We start from the raw sequence: 18,108 nt of genomic DNA on the forward strand, positions 1-18,108 counted from the left end.
GATTGGCTAAGGAGCTTCATATGGCACAAGAATTACGTATCATTACCACCGGGGGAACCTTTGATAAACAATATGACGCTATAAAAGGAGAATTGACTTTTCGAGAATCCCAGCTTCCCCGTATTCTTCAACAGGCTAGGTGTACACTCACCGTACAGCTTGAAGGCCCCCTTGCGATTGACAGCCTGTATATGACCGAGGAACAACGCCATGAAGTTGCCGCTTCCTGCCTCTCTAGCAACGAGGACAGAATCGTCGTCATCCATGGCACCGACACCATGTGCAAGACGGCAGCAGTCGTTGCAGAGGCTATGGGGAAAGAGAATACCCATGTTATCGTTTTCACCGGGGCCATGATACCCTACTCGTTGGAAAACTCCGATGCGGTCTTCAACCTTGGCTGTGCCATCACAGCGGTACAGACCTTGAAAGCCGGGGTCTATATCTGCATGAGCGGAAGGATTTTCCCTTGGGACAATTGTATCAAGAACAAGGATAAAGGAATCTTCGAGTATCTATAGCAAAAAGCCACTTCCCTTCGGCAGGCATTCCTGTCGAGGAAAGTGGCAGTCAAGTTCAACCCACTCTGGACACTATCCTATGAACGAACTTCGATCTTTGCTTCTTTCTCATACCACTGGATCAACCCGCCATGGTCGTCACTCCCTTTTCCTTCAGCTGAGAGCGTCTTCATCATATCGATGACCGTCTTGCTGATCGGGGCAGGAGTTTCCAGACTTGAGGCAGTATCGAGGGCATTCTGCAAATCTTTAATATGCAAATCGATGCGGAAACCAGGCTTGAAATTGCCATGCAACACCAAGGGAGCCTTGGCATCGAGTACTGTACTTCCTGCAAGCCCACCCCTGATCGCCCTATAGACTTTCTCCGGGTCGACATTTGCCTTGGTTGCAAGCACCAGGGCCTCGCTCATGCCGGCAATGTTGGCTGCAACCATAATCTGGTTGGCAAGCTTGGTGATGTTTCCGCTTCCGATTTCACCGACTAACGTAACGCTACCACCCATGACCTTGAGAATATCCTCGACTTTTGCAAAGGAAGCTTCAGGGCCTCCGACCATAATGGCCAGTGTTCCATCAACTGCCTTGGGCTCCCCTCCGCTTACGGGGGCGTCGAACATGACAATGCCCTTCTTTGCAAGCGCTGCAGAGACTTCCTGGCTGACAATGGGGGAAATGGAACTCATATCCACAAGGATTGTTCCCTCTTTCATGCTCTCAATAACCCCGCCCTCTCCAAGTACCACCTGTTTCACATGGGGTGAGTTGGGAAGCATGGTCAATACGATGTCACTTACAGCTGCCACTTCCTTGGCAGAAGGGGCAGAGACAGCACCACAGGAGACTACCTCGGCAACAGCATCTTTGTTCAAATCGTTTACGGTAAGGGAGTAACCAGCCTTCAGCAAATTCTTTGCCATTGGCTTTCCCATAATTCCAAGACCGATAAATCCAATCATCATAGCTTTTTCTCCTTACTGGTTATTCAAAACCGAACGGACTTTCTTTGCAACGTCTTCAGGTTCCAAACCATAATGCTTCAACAGAATGTCATAATTCTCAGCAGAAGTTCCGAATGAATCGTTAATCCCCAAGATCTCAATAGGAAGTTTCTCAGTTGAGAGAGCAGCACAGACAACACTCCCCAAGCCACCGAATATACTATGCTCCTCTGCCGTTACCACACCCTTCATTCCCGCACAATAGGCTTTCAGTGCCTCAGTATCCAAAGGTTTGATTGTGCTCACGTTGACAACCCGAATGGAAATACCTTCCTGCTTAAGGATATCTGCAGCCTTGAGAGATTGCAAAACCATGACCCCGGTTGCAAAGACAGTGACATCAGTCCCATCGAGTAACTGTGTCATCTTACCAATATGATATTCCTGGTTCGCGTCGGTAACAAGGGGAAGATCGTTGCGGTTGACCCTCAGATACATAGGTCCCTTCGCTTCGACCATAGCCTTGACCATCTGCTCAGTCTCTACTGCATCGGCAGGCGAGAGGACCGTCATATGGGGAAGAACCTGCATAAGGGCAATATCGTCGATACTCTGGTGGGTTTTTCCATCACCATAGTCAGAAAGACCGGCACTGGAACCACAAATTTTCACATTCAGATTAGCAATCGCTACCGATGACCTGATCTGGTCATAGGCACGTCCGGTTGCAAACACCGCAAAGGAATTGATGAACGGAATTTTTCCTGTCAAAGAAAGCCCGGCAGCCACGGAAGCCATATTCTGCTCGGCAATACCCATCTGGAAATAGCGTTCAGGATAAGCGGCTCCATACAGGCTGGACATGGTCGAATTCCCAAGGTCTGCTTCAAGCAGCACAATTGCCTTGTTTTCTTTTCCCAACTCTACCAGGGTTTCCCCATAGGTTTTTCTCAAACTATCAGAAGTCCTCATGCTAAATCTCCCTCTTCATGCGGTCAATGCATTCCCATGCCGTCTTATATTCTTCCTCAGTCATCGACGCATTGTGGTATTTTGCTTTTCCCTCGGCAAAGGGGAAACACTTGCCTTTGACAGTATGGGCCAGAATAACGGTGGGACCTTCGGTATAGGCCTTTGCAGCGTCGATTGCGCCAAGGATCTGGACCATATCGTGTCCGTCAATCTCAAGCACATTCCAACCAAATGCCTTCCACTTCTCATTAAGATTCTCGATCGGGAAAATCTTTTTGGTAGTATCGGTGGCCTGCACACCATTGAAATCGACAATGGCGGTAAGATTGTTGGCAGCAAAACCATGGGCAGCCATCACGGCTTCCCAGATCTGGCCTTCCGCCAGCTCCCCATCACCACAGATAGCATATACACGGGCATCGTTGTGGTCGAGTTTCAAACCCAGGGCCATACCCAAAGATACTGACAACCCTTGGCCGAGAGATCCTGTAACCGCTTCGATACCAGGGGTTCTATCCATGTCCGGATGCCCCTGCAACATACCATTGAACGTCTTTACCTTGGCAAGCTCTTCGCGACCGAAAAACCCAAGTTCTACAAGACAGGCATATTGTACAAGCACTGCATGCCCTTTGCTCATGATAACCCGGTCTCTCGACGGATCTTTAACATCGCTCGGGTTGATGTGCATTGCAGAAAAATACAATGCGGCCATTACATCGGCAATAGAACTGCTTCCACCAAGATGGCCAACCTTTCCAGGCGGAATCATCTCAAGGATATTGGCCCGGACCTTAATCGCTTTCATCTTCAATTCATTAATCTGTTCTTGGGAATAATCCATGTATGTATCTCCTTATCCCATATTTGAAATCAGCAACAGGTAACCCCACCGTCAACCGGCAGGGAAATGCCGTTTATGAAGGAGGATTCTTCTGATGCAAGAAACAAAACCGCATTCGCTACATCGGCAGAGGTTGCAAGGCGCCCAAGGGGAACTTCATCCAACCGCTGCTGTTTTTTTATCGGGTCTGCAAACATTTGCTGAACCAGGGGAGTGTCGACAGTACTGGGATGAATCGAATTGCATCGAATCCCATCCTTGGCATACCTGCTGGCAATAGATTTGGTCAAAATAGTGACAGCACCTTTCGTTGCAGAATATGCCTCAGGGGTATACCTATGTCCGATAAGACCGCAGACCGAAGAGGTGTTGATGATCACCCCGTCATGCTGTCTGCGCATCACCGGAATCACATACTTGGTAGAAAGGAATACGCTTCCCACATTTACCAGCATCATGGTATTCCATTCCTCCAGAGACATCTGTTCGATGCTCTTGCGGATGTTAATCCCTGCATTGTTCACCAACACATCAATGCGCCCCTCTTTTCCAATAACCTTTGCAATCACTGACTCCCAGTCTTCAGCCTGGGTTATATCCATTTTCAAGAAGGTGGCCGTCCCCTTTGCATCAGTGATGCTTTTTTCGACAGCTAGCCCTTTGGTCTCGTCCATATCCAGCAGATAGACAATCGCGCCCTGCGTTGCAAGTAACATTGCCATCTCAGATCCAAGCCCCCCGGCTCCGCCGGTAAGCAAGACAATCTTATCTTTCACGTTCATCCTGTACCTCAGCTCTCCAAAAACACTTTGAGCATTTTCCCGTCACGGTTGTTTTCCAGGTCCTTGAAAGCCTGCACTCCATCTTCAAGTCTGTAGAAATTGGTCATCAGGGGTTGCAAGTTGATCTTCCCCTGCGCAATCAAGTGCAGGCTCTCATTGAAACCTTCAAGGTCATAGACATAGTTGCCTTTGATCCTCAGTTCCATGGTCACGATTTTCTGCATATTGACTTCGACCATTTTCTGGGCATTACCTATCCAAATTGCGGTCCCCCCGATCTTCAGGCACTCGAGGGAGTTCTTGGCAGTAGGGGCTATTCCCACCGCTTCAATGGAGAAATCACAACCGGTGGAGCCTGTAATTCTCGCAACAGCCTCGCTAAAGTCTTCATTCCTTGGATTGATGGTGAAATCGGCCCCGAGTTGTTTTGCAACCTCAAGACGGAAATCGGTAGCATCACTGACTATGACGTTTTTCGCACCCCTGTATTTGAGAACTGCAAGGGCAAGAAGTCCGATAGTGCCGGCTCCAATGATGATGGTATACTTTGCATCCTTGAGCTCTGCATCCGAAATCTTATGTACCGAGCGATAAGCAACAGCCAAGGGTTCAGTAAAAGCAGCCTCGTTGAAAGAGATTCCTTCGAAGGGAATCAGATATTTCTCTTCGATGGCAACGTATTCGCACATTGAGCCGTTGACATCGAGCACTCCCATGCAGATTCCTTCAGGACATACATTTACCAACCCTTTCTTGCAGAATTCGCATACCCCACAATAGGGTTTCGGGAAAACCACAACTTTCTGGCCAACAGCATATTTCCCCCCAAAAGGAGCCTCTTGGACAACGCCCGAAAACTCATGGCCCATGATCATGGGAGGCGTACGCCTTCCGGTCTTTCCTTTGTAACCCTCAAAATCGGAGCCACAGATGCCGTTCGACTTTACCTGGATGAGATATTCACTACCATGGGGAACGGGTTTCGCTATCTCCCTCATTTCCATGGTACTTTCACCCACATAATACAAAGCTTTCATATTCAGTACTTCCTTCTCTAATAAATATATCCAAGCAGACGGGGAACAAAGAGCGTCAAGGTAGGGATATAGGTTAGCAACATCAAAGCAATAAGTTCCACACCGATAAACGGCATGATAGCTTTAGAGATTTTCTCGATACTCAAACCGGAAATCGGGGCAGCTGCATAAAGACAAGTTCCCACAGGAGGTGTGCTCAACCCGATATTCAAGTTGACGAGCATAACCAGTGCAAAGTGCAGAGGCTGGATTCCGAGCTGGATGGCTATGGGCAACAGGATAGGGGCCAAGATCAAAACAGAGGCACCGGGATCCATGATCATTCCCATGAACAAGAGGAACACATTGATCATCAACAGGAACACATACTTGTTAGTCGTTACGCTGAGCATAAAATTGGCAACGAGGGTAGGAATTCTCTCGATAGTCAATACTTGGCCGAACAAGTTAGCCATGGCAATAACCATCAACGTGATGGAGGAAGCTACAGCTGCACCCTTGAAACTTTCGAATACATCTTTCCAGGTCATAGTCTTGAGGATGAAGACACCTGCAAGAATCGCATAGAGGCAGGAAACAACAGCCGCTTCGGTAGGAGTGAAAACACCACTGAAAATACCTGCAACAAGAACAACCGGGCACATGAGACCCACAATCGATTTACGAAGGGTAAACACTACCTTTTTGAAAGGAATCTTCTCAGTCCTTCTCGGATGGTTGAATTTTTTGGCATACACAAATGTGAGGATCATCAAGGAAAGGGCAATTGCCAATCCTGGGATATACCCAGCTGCAAACAAAGCTCCAACTGACTCGCCTGTTGCCATGGAATAGATTACCATGACGACACTCGGCGGGATGATCGGGCCGATAACAGAGGAAGCACAGGTAACAGCAGTCGCATACTCTGCCGTGTACCCTTCTTTCTCCATAGCCGGGATCAGGATTGAACCCAAGGCTGCAGTATCGGCAACCCCGCTACCGGTAATTCCGGCGAAAAACACGCTTGCCACGATGTTGACCTGAGCCAAGGCACCGGGAATCCTTCCAACCAGGATGTTTGAAAAACTGATGAGGGCATCGGTTATCTTGGAACGGTTCATCAATTCCCCAGCCAGGATAAAGAAGGGAATTGCCAGCAATACATAGTTATCGATACCACTGAACATTTTCTGACCAATCATGCTCAGCGGGATATTTCCCAATACAACAAAGTAATACAAAGAAGAAGCGCCGAGGACAAAAGCAATCGGGATACCAATTGCCATGGCTAGCACAAATACAATCGCAATAACACCCATGTTTGATTTCCTTTAGATCCCAATCGTTACGTCGGATATCTGTTTAGCCCCAAAAATGGTACTAAAACCCCATGCCAAGTGGAAAAACATCATAAAGAAACTCATTGGAAGCAACAGTTTCACGTATTTGAGGGAAATAGGGATGATGTCACCCTTGATCCTGCCTGCTTTCAGGGCAGCTTCCCCACTATTGAAAAAGAAATACACAACGATCACCATACAGACCACATAGGCAATTCCAACAGCTATCTTTGCTATTTTCTGTGGCATGGCATTAATCACGATATTGACCCCGACATGCTGACGGTTTCGCAAAGCGGCACTTGCCCCAACATAGCAGAGACTGATAAGCCCCCACCGGGCAAGTTCTTCTGTCCAGGACAGGCGAAGCCCGGTAAACCTACATACGATGCCTGCACTGATTACCATGAAAATGGCAATGAGAATAAGACAGGCCAAAAGTGTCGCGAATTTTCCAAACGCCCGACTAATTTTATCAAGGATCGTAACCACGACATCCCCCTTTTTAAACATTGACGGCCGCCGCTGATGCAGCGACCGTCCACACTATGCTAGTATCCGAAATTCGCTTCTGACTTTTTGACTTCAGCGAGGAACTTATCAACAATCTCATTACCGACTTCACCCCTGAGCCAATCATAGGTAGGTGCTGCAGCCTTCTTGAATGCATCAAGTTCTGCTGAAGTAGGAACATAGACTTCCATGGAGGATTTTACTGATTCGAAATCCAGTACACGGGAGGCCAGATCTTCGGTTGCCCTGTCTGCATTCTGTGCATGATAGGCAGCGATGGTGATGATATGCTGGTATTCCTTAGGCAGGGAATTCCAGAAATCACTGTTCATCATGATGAAGTTTTCGCTCCAGGTATGGCCATCGAGGGTGATGTACTTCTGGACTTCATTCCACTTGTTGGCAGCAATGTTCCAGATGGGGTTCTCCTGTCCATCAACGACTCCGGTCTGACATGCAGTGTAGATTTCACCAGAAGCAAGCGGTGTTGCTGCGGCGCCCATGGCTTCAACCATTTTTACGTAGATCGGGCTCTGCATAACACGGAACTTCAGACCCTTCATATCTGCAGGAGTATGGATAGGGCGTTTGCTGTTCGTGAAATGTCTTGTGCCGTTCTGGCCGACAGAAAGCATTTTCAAACCGCTCTTCTCTTCAAAAGTCTTGGCCATATCTTTCCACAGCTGGCTGTTGTCAAAGAAATCCCAGGCCACTTCATCACTCTTGAATACATACGGAAGGAAAATAACCTGCAGCTCAGGCATAATCGAGGAAGCGGTACCGGTACAGGTAACCATCTCAATCCCGCCTGACATTGCCATTTCCATGGTGGCCTTGGTATCGCCGAGGGCATTTCCCGGATAGAGGTCAACAGCAATCTTACCGTTGGAGTTGGCTTCTACGATGCTCTTGAAAACCAAAGCATAGGCATGCTCAGGGAGGGGAAGTTTGGAAATGCTGGGCCATGTAGGCGCATCATAATAGGCAAAGCGGATTGTATAATCGGGCTTCACGGTACGAACTTCTTGTTTGACGGTTACATTTGCCTCGGCTTTTACTGGTGCTGTTGCAGCTGGTGCAGCTGCAGCTACTGGTGTTGCGGGTTTGGCATCTTCTCTCTTGGCACAGCCAAAAAAGAGGGTGGACACGATAGCAATCAAGACCAGAGCTACCATTGTTTTTTTCATACTTACAAAATCTCCTTTTTCGTTTTTTACGCGATATGGTCATATTACAAGTGAAAAACTAATCTGTAAAGGAATATTTATACATTTTTTTCAATATGTATATAATTTTATATATATTAATAAATAGCATACTTTCTTATCGAATTATCTAATAATTTATCGATATAATTTATTGCTTTTTTTTCTCTTAACTTGTATTATATGTTCATAAGAAGGGGAAGATATGGAACCAATCCAAGCCAAGAAAGCAACTTCATTAAGAGCCCAGATTTACCAGCAACTCAGAGTTAAAATCGAAAACGGATCTTGGGAAATCGGCACAAAAATCCCCTCTGAGAAAATGCTTTGTGATGAATACGGGGTCAGCCGAATCACCATCCGGTCGGCGATTCAGCAGCTGGAAGCTTTGGGCTTTGTCCATACCCATCAGGGCGAAGGAACAAAAGTTGTTCGAACCCATGCCAAGGGTTCGGTACACTCCCTCAACCCCCTCAAACCATCTTCCCTGCAGGAAGATATCATCAAGGTATTGGAATACCGCATGGTGGTTGAACGCGGAACCATCGGGCTTGCAGTCCAGAGGATTACCGATGAGGATATCGCCGTACTTGAAGATATTTTCAATACCATGATAGTGAGCCATGATGATATAGATGCATTCAGTAAAGCTGACTACCAGTTCCACGGCAAGATTGCAGAATTCTCCAAAAACCCCATTCTCATCCAGGCAAACCAAGCAATCGAGGAAGTATTGTCTACCACCATGCATAGCATTGTCGCAATCTTAGGTTGCGCACTTGGTATACGGTACCACCGGCTGCTCATTGCGTCGTTGCGACAACGAGATAAAAAAGCATGCGAGGAATTGATGGAGGAGCATGTACAGACAACCATCGACGGGGTCAAGGCGTTCCTTGATGCCAATGGCACGATACCTGCCTGAGAATTGAATCCAAATCATTGTTTAGAATAGATATACAAAACCAGGGGCCAGCTCGATACAGCCAGGCCCCTGGGTACAGGAAAGTTTTATACTGTTTTCTATTTCTCCCTGTTTTTTGGCGGACGGCCAAGAAAGAGGATTACCAGATAGATGATCAAAATAACGGCAAAAATACCTGCCATACCTTGTCCCATGAGCTTGAGTGACTGGGTGAATGCTGTAATCATAGTTTTGCCTCCTAGAGCAAACCTGGGATCAAGCCCAGTATTACGCCGCCAGCTACCACCGACCCTATCTGGCCGGCCACATTGGCCCCGACTGCATGCATCAGCAGATGATTCTGCGGGTCGGCTTCAAGGCCCATCCTCTGGATCACCCTGGCTGACATGGGAAAGGCGGAGATTCCCGCAGCCCCTATCATGGGATTTATCTTATTCTTGCTGAACAGATTGAGAACCTTTGCGAACAAAACCCCTGCTATGGTGTCGAACACAAAGGCAAGCAGGCCAAGGGCCATGATCATCAACGTCTGGACAGTGACAAACAGCTCTGCTTTCATGGTAGATGCAATGGTAAGGCCAAGCAGCAAAGTAACCAGGTTGACTAAAACAGTCTGCGCGGTATTCGAGAGGGAATCGAGGACCATGCACTCCCTGATCAAATTGCCGAACATAAGCATACCGACCAACGAAACCGAGGCCGGGGCAACATACCCTGAGACCACTGTAACGATTATCGGAAACAGAATCTTGGAAGTCTTGGTAATTGACCGAGGATTATAATGCATCCTGATCGCCCTTTCTTTCTTGGTTGTTACCAGTTTAATGGCAAAAGGCTGGATGATAGGAACCAAGGCCATGTAGGAATAGGCAGCAATCGCAATAGGGCCGATGTACCTGCTACCCAGAACCTGCGAGACCAGAATTGAGGTAGGCCCATCGGCTGCCCCGATGATTCCGATGGAAGCAGCATCTGCAAGATTGAATCCGAGCAGGGTCGCACAGCTGATAGTGGCGAAAATACCCCACTGGGCGGCTGCCCCGAATAGAATCAGCCGGGGATTCGAGAGCAGTGGTCCAAAATCGATCATCGCCCCGATACCGATGAAGAGCAACAGCGGCATAGCCTCTGCCGCATTGATACCCGTACTGAACAGCCAGTCGAGAATTCCGGTCACCTGCCCGATACCCACCATATGCTGGGTAATGGCGCCGCTAAACGGAAGGTTGACAAGGATCGACCCGAAACCCATCGGCAGAAGCAGGGCCGGTTCCAACTTTTTGGAGATTGCCAGGTAGATCAGGATACCTCCGACCAGAAACATTACCAGTTGCTGCCAGGTCGTATTGAGGATGCCGTTAAACAAGAAACCCATAAAGAGCCTCCCAAAAATCGTGATTGGGGAAGAAGTTGACTTCATACCTGTGATATGGAAGCTCCCCCGACAGGGCCTATCATATTGCGCCCGGGATAATCAGTCAAACTGCCGACTGCACCAAAAGCGCAGAGGTCCCATACTTTTGTACATAAGCAAGCTTTGCCAACCTGTCATACTTCCTGCTCTGGACTCCACCCCTTGCATCGGGTGTTCGATTCACTGCATAATCAAACCATTACCGGTTTCTTGGTACAGAAAACAGATCCAGTCCCTTTTTAATCGGATTTCCTACAGACCTTACAGTACATTTCATGGCTCATCAGCCAATGATCAGAGGAACAATTCCTTTCCCCCATTCTTTTCAAATTCACTTCGCCATTTTCAAGACAATCTCACTTTCCTATTGCGCTACGGGCATTTTAAATCTTGTACCGAAAGACTAAGGGAAGTATTATAGTAACCAGGAGAAACGTATGTGGGATGCAATTACTTTTAAAAAACGCCTAGCCTTAGCTTCCGAATCCAGTGACCGGGAACTACTCCACGAATTGAGAAAATCAGTCTTCAAAGATACTGTTTCCTGTGTTCTCTCTGAACATTTTCTCTGTGAACATGGTAAAACCATAGCACTTCCCCTCGACGGGAACCTGATTAAAAACAGCATCCTTTACAACAAGGAGCTTACCCCTTCCCCTCTGCCCGCTTACAAAACCAAGGTTTCTGTCGTGAACGAGGATTGCCTTGCAGTGGCGCACTCGATCGGTGACAATCCCTTGGTCTTGAACATGGCAAACGAATCCCAACCTGGAGGCGGGGTCGAATATGGTTCGGGGGCACAGGAGGAAACCTTATTCCGGTCCTCCAACTATTTCCTTTCGCTGTACCAGTTCCACGACTCCTATGCAAAGAAATACAACTTGCCGAGATCCAAGAAAACCTACCCGTTGGACAGCCGCTTCGGGGCAATCTATTCACCGGGGGCTACAGTCTTCCGGGGGAAAGAGGAAGATGGGTACCCCCTGCTGGATGTCCCTTTCAAAGTAAGTTTTGTAGCCGTGGCAGCCATCAAACAGCCAAAGCTTATCATGGGCACGCATGAGCGGTGGCTTCTCGATGAGGCCGAGGAAACCCTGACAAAAACGAAACTCCGGACCCTATTCTCAGTGGCAATGACAAACGGCCATACGGTTTTGGTATTATCCGCTTTGGGTTGCGGGGCTTTCTGCAACCCCCCGGGGCATATGGCGTCTCTTTTCCATGAAGTCCTACGTGAAAAACCGTACGTGCAGGCATTCAAAGAGATTGTTTTCGCTATCAAGAATGACCACAATACCCATAAATGGTATAACCCCCAGGGAAATTTCGAGCCCTTTGCCAATGAATTCAAACGTGGAGTAATTTGATGGAAGTGAGAAAGATACTAAACTGTGATATACCTTTGGTCCTTGAGTATATCAAAAAAGAAAGAGAGATGAACCTGTTTCTGGAAGGCGATATCGAACAATATGGCCTAGAGGGCCCCATTGTGGAATTGTTTGCTTTTTCAGAGCCCTGGGATTGTATCCTGCTTAGGTATTTCCAGAACTATGTCATCTACAGCAGTAACGAAGACTATAAGGCAGCGGATGTTGCAGCCTTCCTCAAAGACAAAAAGGTCCAGGTTATCAGCGGCAAGGAATCCTTGCTGAAAATGATTTCGCCCTATTACCCAAGCCTCAAGATCCAAGGCACCTATCTGTGCAGATGCGAAAGTGGAACAAAGAGGGAAACCGTTTACGGTAACAGGGAAATCCGCAAATTGGACAGCAACGACGCAGAGTCTTTGGCAGCCCTGTACAAGACTATCAAGGAATTCTCCAAACCCTATATCGAACATGAGGCCGAGAAAATCCAGGAACTCAAGGAAAGCCTTGGTCTTGCAAGCCTGGCATTCGGCCTGTTTGAAGGCCCTTTGCTGGTTTCGGCAGGGTACGCTACTGCCAAAACAAAATCGGGAGCCATGATAGTCGGGGTTGCAACCCGCGAGGGATATCGACAGAAAGGGTATGCCACGCAAGTCGTAGACGCACTCTGCAGCGAAAGCTTCGACTCGGGACTCTCTTTTCTCTGTCTGTTCTATGACAACCCGAAAGCCGGTGAAATCTATCGGAAAATCGGTTTCAAGGAAATAGGAAGATGGGGAATGCTCAAATTCTAATTTGATTCCTTGACAAAATCGATACAATCAAGGACGATTTTCCCATGGCAAATACCATTTTAACCGGAAACACGTTCTTTTTTGAGCCTGACCTCCAGCTCAGGGTAGTAAAACGCGACCCAGAAATTCCCTATAGGCTCCATAGCCATGAATTCTATGAACTTGTTTTCGTGATAGGAGGCAATGGGATCAATTTCACCCAGAGCGAGGAACAGCCCATCAGGGAAGGTACGGTATTTTTCATCTCTCCCGGCATAGAACATGGATACAGGAACACAGAGAACCTAGTACTCTACAATGTTCTGATTGGCAAAAACCTCTTTGCAAAGAATTTTCTCGATCTTTCCGAGCTTCCCGGTTTCCAGTCCCTGTTCTGCAAGATCGGTAGCATTCCCTACCTGCAAGTCAACCCCTCACAGCAAGCCGAGCTAATACCCACGCTCCAATTGATGAAGACAGAAGCCGATGACCAGCTCATAGGGACCGGTTCAAAAACCATGGCCTATTCGTGTCTGCTTATACTGCTCGTCTCACTCTCAAGGATTTACGATGAGATCCCAAGGGATAACAACCAAGTGGTTCGGCGTCTTTCAGGGGTTATCGATTTCATGGAAAGAAACAGGAACCGCCCTCTCACCACAAAAGAGCTCACCCAAGTCGCAAACATGAGCACCAGCACCCTAAACCGCTATTTCCAGCATTGCACTGCCCTATCCCCCATAGAGTTCCACACCCATAAGCGTATAGCCTATGCCTGCTCACTCATCCAGGAAGGGAATCTTTCGATGTCAGAGATTGCCCAGGCTACAGGATTTTCCGATGCCAATTATTTTTCGAGGCAATTCCGCAAGGTAATGGGCATGAGCCCGAAACAATACCAACGTATCTGGACAAACAAGCTCAACTGAGAAAACAAGGAAGTACAAATCAAAAAAGAGGATGCTTGCAATTGCTGCAAACACCCCCTTTCTTGTTTTATATACGATTTGGACAGTAGGTTATTTCACTTCTTTGCCATAGTAGGCTGCGTCGAAAAGCATCTTCACGTCATCTGCACAAGGCTTGCCAGGATTGGTGAGGGTGCAAGGATCGGCAAAAGCATTCTTGCTCATGCGGTCCAGGACTTCCAGGAATTTCTTCTCAGAGAAGTCGACTTCCGTACAATCCTTGAAACAGGAAGGAATCCCCATCTCTTTGTTCAACTTCTGGATCTCATCCGAAAGGTTATCGATCCCAAGGATCTTCTCACCATAGGCATACTTATCAGAGCTCTTCCTGTTATATGCAATTACATATGGAAGAAGAATAGCATTTGCCAAACCGTGGGTTACGCCGAACTCACCACCGATTTTATGTGCCATCGAGTGGACCAGCCCAAGGGAAGCGTTGGTGAATGCCATGCCGGCCAAGGCTGATGCCTCATGCATGTTTTCCCTTGCTACAAGGTTCTTTGGTTCCTTGTAAGCGGTCGGAAGGTTGTCCAGTACCAAGCGGATAGCCTGGATGGCATAGGGGTCGGTGAAAGAAGTGGCTGCAATGGAAGCCAAAGCTTCGGTTGCGTGGCACATGACATCCATACCGGTATTTGCGGTAATATGGGCAGGCATCGTCATCGGGAGACTGGGGTCGAGGATAGCAATATCTGGGACCATGTCAGCTGCAACAATGGGATATTTGATATGGGCCTCAGGGTCGGTTATGACAGAGAAAGCAGTAATCTCAGAAGCAGTTCCGCTGGTTGAGGGAATTGCAATGAACTTAGCCTTGTTGCGCAAAGAAGGCATGGACCCCGGTTCAATGATTGACTCAAAGGTAATCTCGGGATGCTCATAGAAACACCACATGACCTTGGCTGCATCGAGGGCGGAACCGCCACCTATAGCCACGATCCAATCGGGATTGAATTCACTCATCGCCTTTGCCCCGCGCATTACAGTACTGACAGAAGGGTTGGGCTCAACACCATCGATTAAAATGCTGGAAATCCCAGCTTTCTTCAGAAGAGCTTCCGCCTGGTCAAGAAAACCGAATTTCTTCATAGAGTTACCACCGGTTACGATAGCAGCCCTGGTCCCCTTCAGCTCTGCAAGCTTCTGCAAAGAACCTTCACCGTAATATATCGTCCTAGGAATTGAAAAACTCATTACACCCATTGTTGTATCTCCTTCGTTAATTCTTGATCAAAGTATATCGATAAATAAATAGCGTGTTAATACCTTTGATTCAAAAATATGTATATTTTTTATATTTTTGAATATTATCTAAAATTTAGGTTTTTTTATTTAGGTTTTTATGCTTATTATTTCATTTTATACATTCATTATACTATTTAATGTTCTTTTCTTTCTTTTAATATTATTTTCGTGTTTTATTATACTCAATCAAAACACCTAACAAATTAACCATCACCCAAACAAAAAAAGAAATCACAATTCACATTTTGGGTACAATAAAACAGACCCTCTTGCGGTAAAACAAAAGGGTCCGTTCTTAATTATATTGTTTTCACATTTTCTCAGGAAATTGATTCCAAGGCGGTAACCACACTGGAGAAGAAAGCCCCTTCCCCAAGCATATTGGTAAACTCAAGGCGGCGGAACATACTCATAACACCCCCTTGCACACCGCAGAACAACACATCTATATGGTTTTTCTTACAGGTTTCCACAATGGTGATAAATTCATCGACAGAGCTATGGTCTATGCTTGGCACACCTCGAAGCGAAAATATAATCCTGAAAGTATCGCCTTTCACCAGCTCCTCGACTTCCTTGGTTATCATATCCTGGGAACCAAAGAACAGGGATCCATCGATATAGACAACCTTGGTATTTGCGACCTTCGGGGGGAAATCTGAAGTGACATCATCCACCTCTATGGAAATCTTATGGCTCTTGATTACAAACATGACCATGGAAAATACAATGCCAATCAGAATGGCGGTAGTTAAATCAAAGATAACCGTGGCCACCAGCGTGACCAGGTATTGGGCCATGGAGGTCTTTATCTTTCGGCGGAAAATCTTTTTGATCGCATGCCACTCATTCATCCTCCAGGCAGTTACCATAAGTACCCCTGCCAAGGCAGAGAGAGGAATCCTCCCCATGAATGGTCCAAGCAGAAACATGGAGGCCAAAAGGCCCAGGGAATGGAAAATACCTGTCAGCCTGGTCTGTTGTCCGCTTTTTATGGCTACGCTGGTACGAGCAATGGCAGCGGTGGCAGGAACTCCCCCAAAGAACGGAATGATAAAGTTGCCCAACCCTTGGGCAAACAGTTCACGAGTTGCGTTGAGCTTCTCCCCTTTCATCTTCCCAGCCGAAGCCCCGCACAGCAGGCTCTCTACCATACCGAGGGTGGCAATACCAAGGGCCGGGGAGGCATATCCCAGGATTTTCTCCAAGGAAATCGAATCGAGACGCAACCGGTTTTCCGAGAGCAGCGTTCTCGGTATTGCCCCGACCTCGGTAACAGACAGGTCGAAAACCATCTGGAGGATCAGAGCCAATATAATGCCGAGCAAAGAGGAAGGAAACCTTGCATTCCATTTTTTGGGCCATACAATCATTATCCCAACGACCAGCAAGCCATACCCAAGGGTAGCTGCCTGAGGATGAAAACCCAAAGAGCCATAGGATAGCAGTTTTAAAATGGCATTCTCACCTTGCGAGGTTGTCCCAAAGAAATTGTCGAGCTGACCCAAGGCTATGATAACGGCAATGCCGCTGGTAAACCCGGTAATTACCGGGGAAGGGATGTAGGAAACCAAAGCCCCGACACGAAGAAAGGCTGCGAATAAAAGGATGACACCACTTACCATACCGGCAATAAGGACCCCTTCGGCCCCATGGCGTGCAGCCAAGCCAGCAAGGATAGCGGCCATTGCCCCGGTAGGCCCCGATATCTGAAAGGAGGCTCCAGAAAGCGACCCGATAAGCAGACCTGCAATAATTGCGGTTATAAGGCCTGATGCTGCATCCAGTCCCGAACTCACCCCGAAAGCCAAGGCAAGGGGAAGTGCAACCGCAGCCACTGTCAAACCTGAGAGAACATCCTTCGAAAATTTTGATGCATTGTAATGAGAGAACTCTCTTCTAAGATCAAGAAGAAACGGGGCCTTAGCAAAACTGCCTTTTTTACCCATACTGAAAAAACCATCCTTTCCGGTGAAATACCGCAAAGAGAATACCCATTTCACCTTCCCCTTTACAAGCGGGGAAGGCTTATATTTCTCATATTACCAAGGTAACAATCAATCTCGTGCAGGAATGATTTCCAACCAGTAACCATCAGGGTCACTGATGAAATAGATCCCCATTTTTTCATTCTCATAACAGATACAACCCATTTTCTTATGCAATGCATGGGCTTCCTCCATAGCAGAGACGGTAAAGGCAAGATGGATCTCATTATCCCCCAGGTTATAGGAAGCCTTCCCCCAATCTCTCAACCAAGTAAGTTCCAACTGGTGTACGGAAGAACCATCGGAAAGAAAAACCAACACAAAGGACCCATCGGGGGCAACCTTTCGCTTGACTTCAACGAGACCGAGAGCTTCCTTATAAAATGCCAGGGATTTCTCCAGATTTATCACATTGAAGTTATTGTGTGCAAAATGAAATTTCATACAAGCCTCCAGCTTTGTCCTGTATGCTCAACCTGCATCACCGTGCAGGATAACGCGTCGATCGATGTTTGCAGTTTTCGGCAAACCGAAAAATCATTCCAGAAATGCATAGGAAACAAATACCCTATTCTCCTGTTTTCGAGCAACTCCTTTGCCCCTAGGTCAAAAGACTCTTCCAGCCTGGGATCAACAGGGACAAAGGCAATGTCGAGAGCAGAGGGCAACCTTGCAATCTCAGAGCGATAGGCAAGAGCCATCTGATTGTTCCATCCCTTGTCTTCGCCCTTCCAGAACCAATGGTTCAAATCACCTGCATGGTAGATATGCTTTCCCTCGAGTTTCACCAGAAAAGCAACCCCTTCATCGGTGGAACGAAGCGTTTCAATCGTTAGGTCCCCTATCGTATACACTTCATGCATGTTTAGGAAATGGGTTTTCCCAAGGACAGATTCTGGCACTTTCTTTGCGGAAATGTCAGAGGAAAGCAGGTAGGAAACTTTGGGATGGTCTGCAAAAAGGGTAAAAACAACTGCAGAGAAATGGTCTGCATGCCGATGGGAAGCAAACACGAAAAGGGGTTTGTCTTTACCTATCGGGGGAAGTTCACCCTCAAAATAGTCAAAAAGCAAGTAGGCCGTGTCGGTTTCCAGAAGAAAAGAACTGTGATGGATATAGGTAATCTTCATAGAATGAAGATTGGAACAAAGAAGGCTCCATGTCAAGGAACATAACAGCATCTGGTTGCAAGGCACCTTGGATAGGACAGTTTCCAACAGTACAGCTTGCAAAGGGGGGAGAGAATGTAAAAATCCACCACATTTTTTTTTCTTTCTTTCTCTTTAAT

General features: G+C 47.2%; 19 protein-coding genes. 5 read left to right on the forward strand and 14 right to left on the reverse strand.

Annotated features, from left to right (window positions below):
- The first annotated feature begins 20 nt into the window (after positions 1 to 20).
- Entirely contained in the window at positions 21 to 521 is a 501-nt protein-coding gene (locus SPIGRAPES_RS07235; protein WP_014270116.1) for an asparaginase domain-containing protein, read from the forward strand.
- A gap of 77 nt (positions 522 to 598) precedes the next feature.
- On the opposite strand, the gene garR is transcribed toward SPIGRAPES_RS07235, so the two are convergent.
- From garR to SPIGRAPES_RS07275, 8 genes are read right to left on the reverse strand one after another with little or no spacing between them, the layout of a single operon-like run.
- On the reverse strand, positions 599 to 1,483 hold the full coding sequence (garR, locus tag SPIGRAPES_RS07240; RefSeq protein ID WP_014270117.1) for a 2-hydroxy-3-oxopropionate reductase: 885 nt from the start codon (positions 1,481 to 1,483) through the stop codon (positions 599 to 601).
- 12 nt (positions 1,484 to 1,495) lie between these two features.
- On the reverse strand, positions 1,496 to 2,434 hold the full coding sequence (locus SPIGRAPES_RS07245; RefSeq protein WP_014270118.1) for a transketolase family protein: 939 nt from the start codon (positions 2,432 to 2,434) through the stop codon (positions 1,496 to 1,498).
- A 1-nt stretch (position 2,435) separates the two neighbouring features.
- Positions 2,436 to 3,278: a transketolase gene (locus SPIGRAPES_RS07250; protein WP_014270119.1), complete on the reverse strand. Its 843-nt coding sequence runs from the start codon at positions 3,276 to 3,278 to the stop codon at positions 2,436 to 2,438.
- Between the two features lie 29 nt (positions 3,279 to 3,307).
- Positions 3,308 to 4,060, reverse strand: a complete 753-nt coding sequence (locus tag SPIGRAPES_RS07255; protein WP_014270120.1) for an SDR family NAD(P)-dependent oxidoreductase — start codon at positions 4,058 to 4,060, stop codon at positions 3,308 to 3,310.
- An 8-nt stretch (positions 4,061 to 4,068) separates the two neighbouring features.
- On the reverse strand, positions 4,069 to 5,097 hold the full coding sequence (locus SPIGRAPES_RS07260; protein ID WP_014270121.1) for a zinc-dependent alcohol dehydrogenase: 1,029 nt from the start codon (positions 5,095 to 5,097) through the stop codon (positions 4,069 to 4,071).
- A gap of 17 nt (positions 5,098 to 5,114) precedes the next feature.
- Positions 5,115 to 6,398: a TRAP transporter large permease gene (locus SPIGRAPES_RS07265; protein WP_014270122.1), complete on the reverse strand. Its 1,284-nt coding sequence runs from the start codon at positions 6,396 to 6,398 to the stop codon at positions 5,115 to 5,117.
- 12 nt (positions 6,399 to 6,410) lie between these two features.
- Positions 6,411 to 6,911 (reverse strand): TRAP transporter small permease, encoded by a 501-nt coding sequence (locus tag SPIGRAPES_RS07270; protein ID WP_041384509.1) that lies wholly within the window; start codon positions 6,909 to 6,911, stop codon positions 6,411 to 6,413.
- A gap of 59 nt (positions 6,912 to 6,970) precedes the next feature.
- The gene (locus SPIGRAPES_RS07275; protein ID WP_014270124.1) at positions 6,971 to 8,119 is read right to left on the reverse strand and encodes a TRAP transporter substrate-binding protein; all 1,149 of its coding nucleotides are present in this window, start codon (positions 8,117 to 8,119) and stop codon (positions 6,971 to 6,973) included.
- A gap of 223 nt (positions 8,120 to 8,342) precedes the next feature.
- Between SPIGRAPES_RS07275 and SPIGRAPES_RS07280 the strand changes: the two genes are divergently transcribed.
- Complete coding sequence (locus SPIGRAPES_RS07280; RefSeq protein WP_014270125.1) at positions 8,343 to 9,062, forward strand: FadR/GntR family transcriptional regulator; 720 nt, start codon at positions 8,343 to 8,345, stop codon at positions 9,060 to 9,062.
- Positions 9,063 to 9,160: 98 nt separating this feature from the next.
- Here the strand turns inward: SPIGRAPES_RS07280 and SPIGRAPES_RS17435 are convergent, their stop codons facing one another.
- Both SPIGRAPES_RS17435 and SPIGRAPES_RS07285 read right to left on the reverse strand, forming a co-directional pair.
- Positions 9,161 to 9,289 carry an OadG-related small transporter subunit gene (locus SPIGRAPES_RS17435; RefSeq protein WP_014270126.1) on the reverse strand — a complete coding sequence of 43 codons (129 nt, stop codon included), beginning with the start codon at positions 9,287 to 9,289 and terminating at the stop codon, positions 9,161 to 9,163.
- A gap of 11 nt (positions 9,290 to 9,300) precedes the next feature.
- Complete coding sequence (locus SPIGRAPES_RS07285; RefSeq protein WP_014270127.1) at positions 9,301 to 10,437, reverse strand: sodium ion-translocating decarboxylase subunit beta; 1,137 nt, start codon at positions 10,435 to 10,437, stop codon at positions 9,301 to 9,303.
- A 476-nt stretch (positions 10,438 to 10,913) separates the two neighbouring features.
- Here SPIGRAPES_RS07285 and SPIGRAPES_RS07290 point away from each other — a divergent pair, with 476 nt between their 5' ends.
- From SPIGRAPES_RS07290 to SPIGRAPES_RS07300, 3 genes are read left to right on the forward strand one after another with little or no spacing between them, the layout of a single operon-like run.
- Positions 10,914 to 11,843, forward strand: a complete 930-nt coding sequence (locus tag SPIGRAPES_RS07290) for a TIGR02452 family protein (protein ID WP_014270128.1) — start codon at positions 10,914 to 10,916, stop codon at positions 11,841 to 11,843.
- Positions 11,843 to 12,637 carry a GNAT family N-acetyltransferase gene (locus SPIGRAPES_RS07295; RefSeq protein WP_014270129.1) on the forward strand — a complete coding sequence of 265 codons (795 nt, stop codon included), beginning with the start codon at positions 11,843 to 11,845 and terminating at the stop codon, positions 12,635 to 12,637. The genes SPIGRAPES_RS07290 and SPIGRAPES_RS07295 overlap by 1 nt, the downstream gene beginning before the upstream one ends.
- Positions 12,638 to 12,681: 44 nt before the next feature.
- Positions 12,682 to 13,545: an AraC family transcriptional regulator gene (locus SPIGRAPES_RS07300; RefSeq protein ID WP_014270130.1), complete on the forward strand. Its 864-nt coding sequence runs from the start codon at positions 12,682 to 12,684 to the stop codon at positions 13,543 to 13,545.
- 90 nt (positions 13,546 to 13,635) lie between these two features.
- Here SPIGRAPES_RS07300 and SPIGRAPES_RS07305 read toward each other — a convergent pair whose 3' ends face one another.
- From SPIGRAPES_RS07305 to SPIGRAPES_RS07320, 4 genes are all read right to left on the reverse strand, one after another.
- Positions 13,636 to 14,790 carry an iron-containing alcohol dehydrogenase gene (locus SPIGRAPES_RS07305; protein WP_014270131.1) on the reverse strand — a complete coding sequence of 385 codons (1,155 nt, stop codon included), beginning with the start codon at positions 14,788 to 14,790 and terminating at the stop codon, positions 13,636 to 13,638.
- Positions 14,791 to 15,152: 362 nt separating this feature from the next.
- On the reverse strand, positions 15,153 to 16,781 hold the full coding sequence (locus tag SPIGRAPES_RS07310) for a SulP family inorganic anion transporter (RefSeq protein ID WP_041385116.1): 1,629 nt from the start codon (positions 16,779 to 16,781) through the stop codon (positions 15,153 to 15,155).
- Between the two features lie 108 nt (positions 16,782 to 16,889).
- Positions 16,890 to 17,264: a VOC family protein gene (locus tag SPIGRAPES_RS07315; RefSeq protein WP_014270133.1), complete on the reverse strand. Its 375-nt coding sequence runs from the start codon at positions 17,262 to 17,264 to the stop codon at positions 16,890 to 16,892.
- Positions 17,261 to 17,950 (reverse strand): MBL fold metallo-hydrolase, encoded by a 690-nt coding sequence (locus SPIGRAPES_RS07320; RefSeq protein ID WP_014270134.1) that lies wholly within the window; start codon positions 17,948 to 17,950, stop codon positions 17,261 to 17,263. The genes SPIGRAPES_RS07315 and SPIGRAPES_RS07320 overlap by 4 nt, the downstream gene beginning before the upstream one ends.
- Positions 17,951 to 18,108 lie beyond the last annotated feature (158 nt).

It is taken from the genome of Sphaerochaeta pleomorpha str. Grapes, from assembly GCF_000236685.1.
Lineage (GTDB): Bacteria > Spirochaetota > Spirochaetia > Sphaerochaetales > Sphaerochaetaceae > Sphaerochaeta > Sphaerochaeta pleomorpha.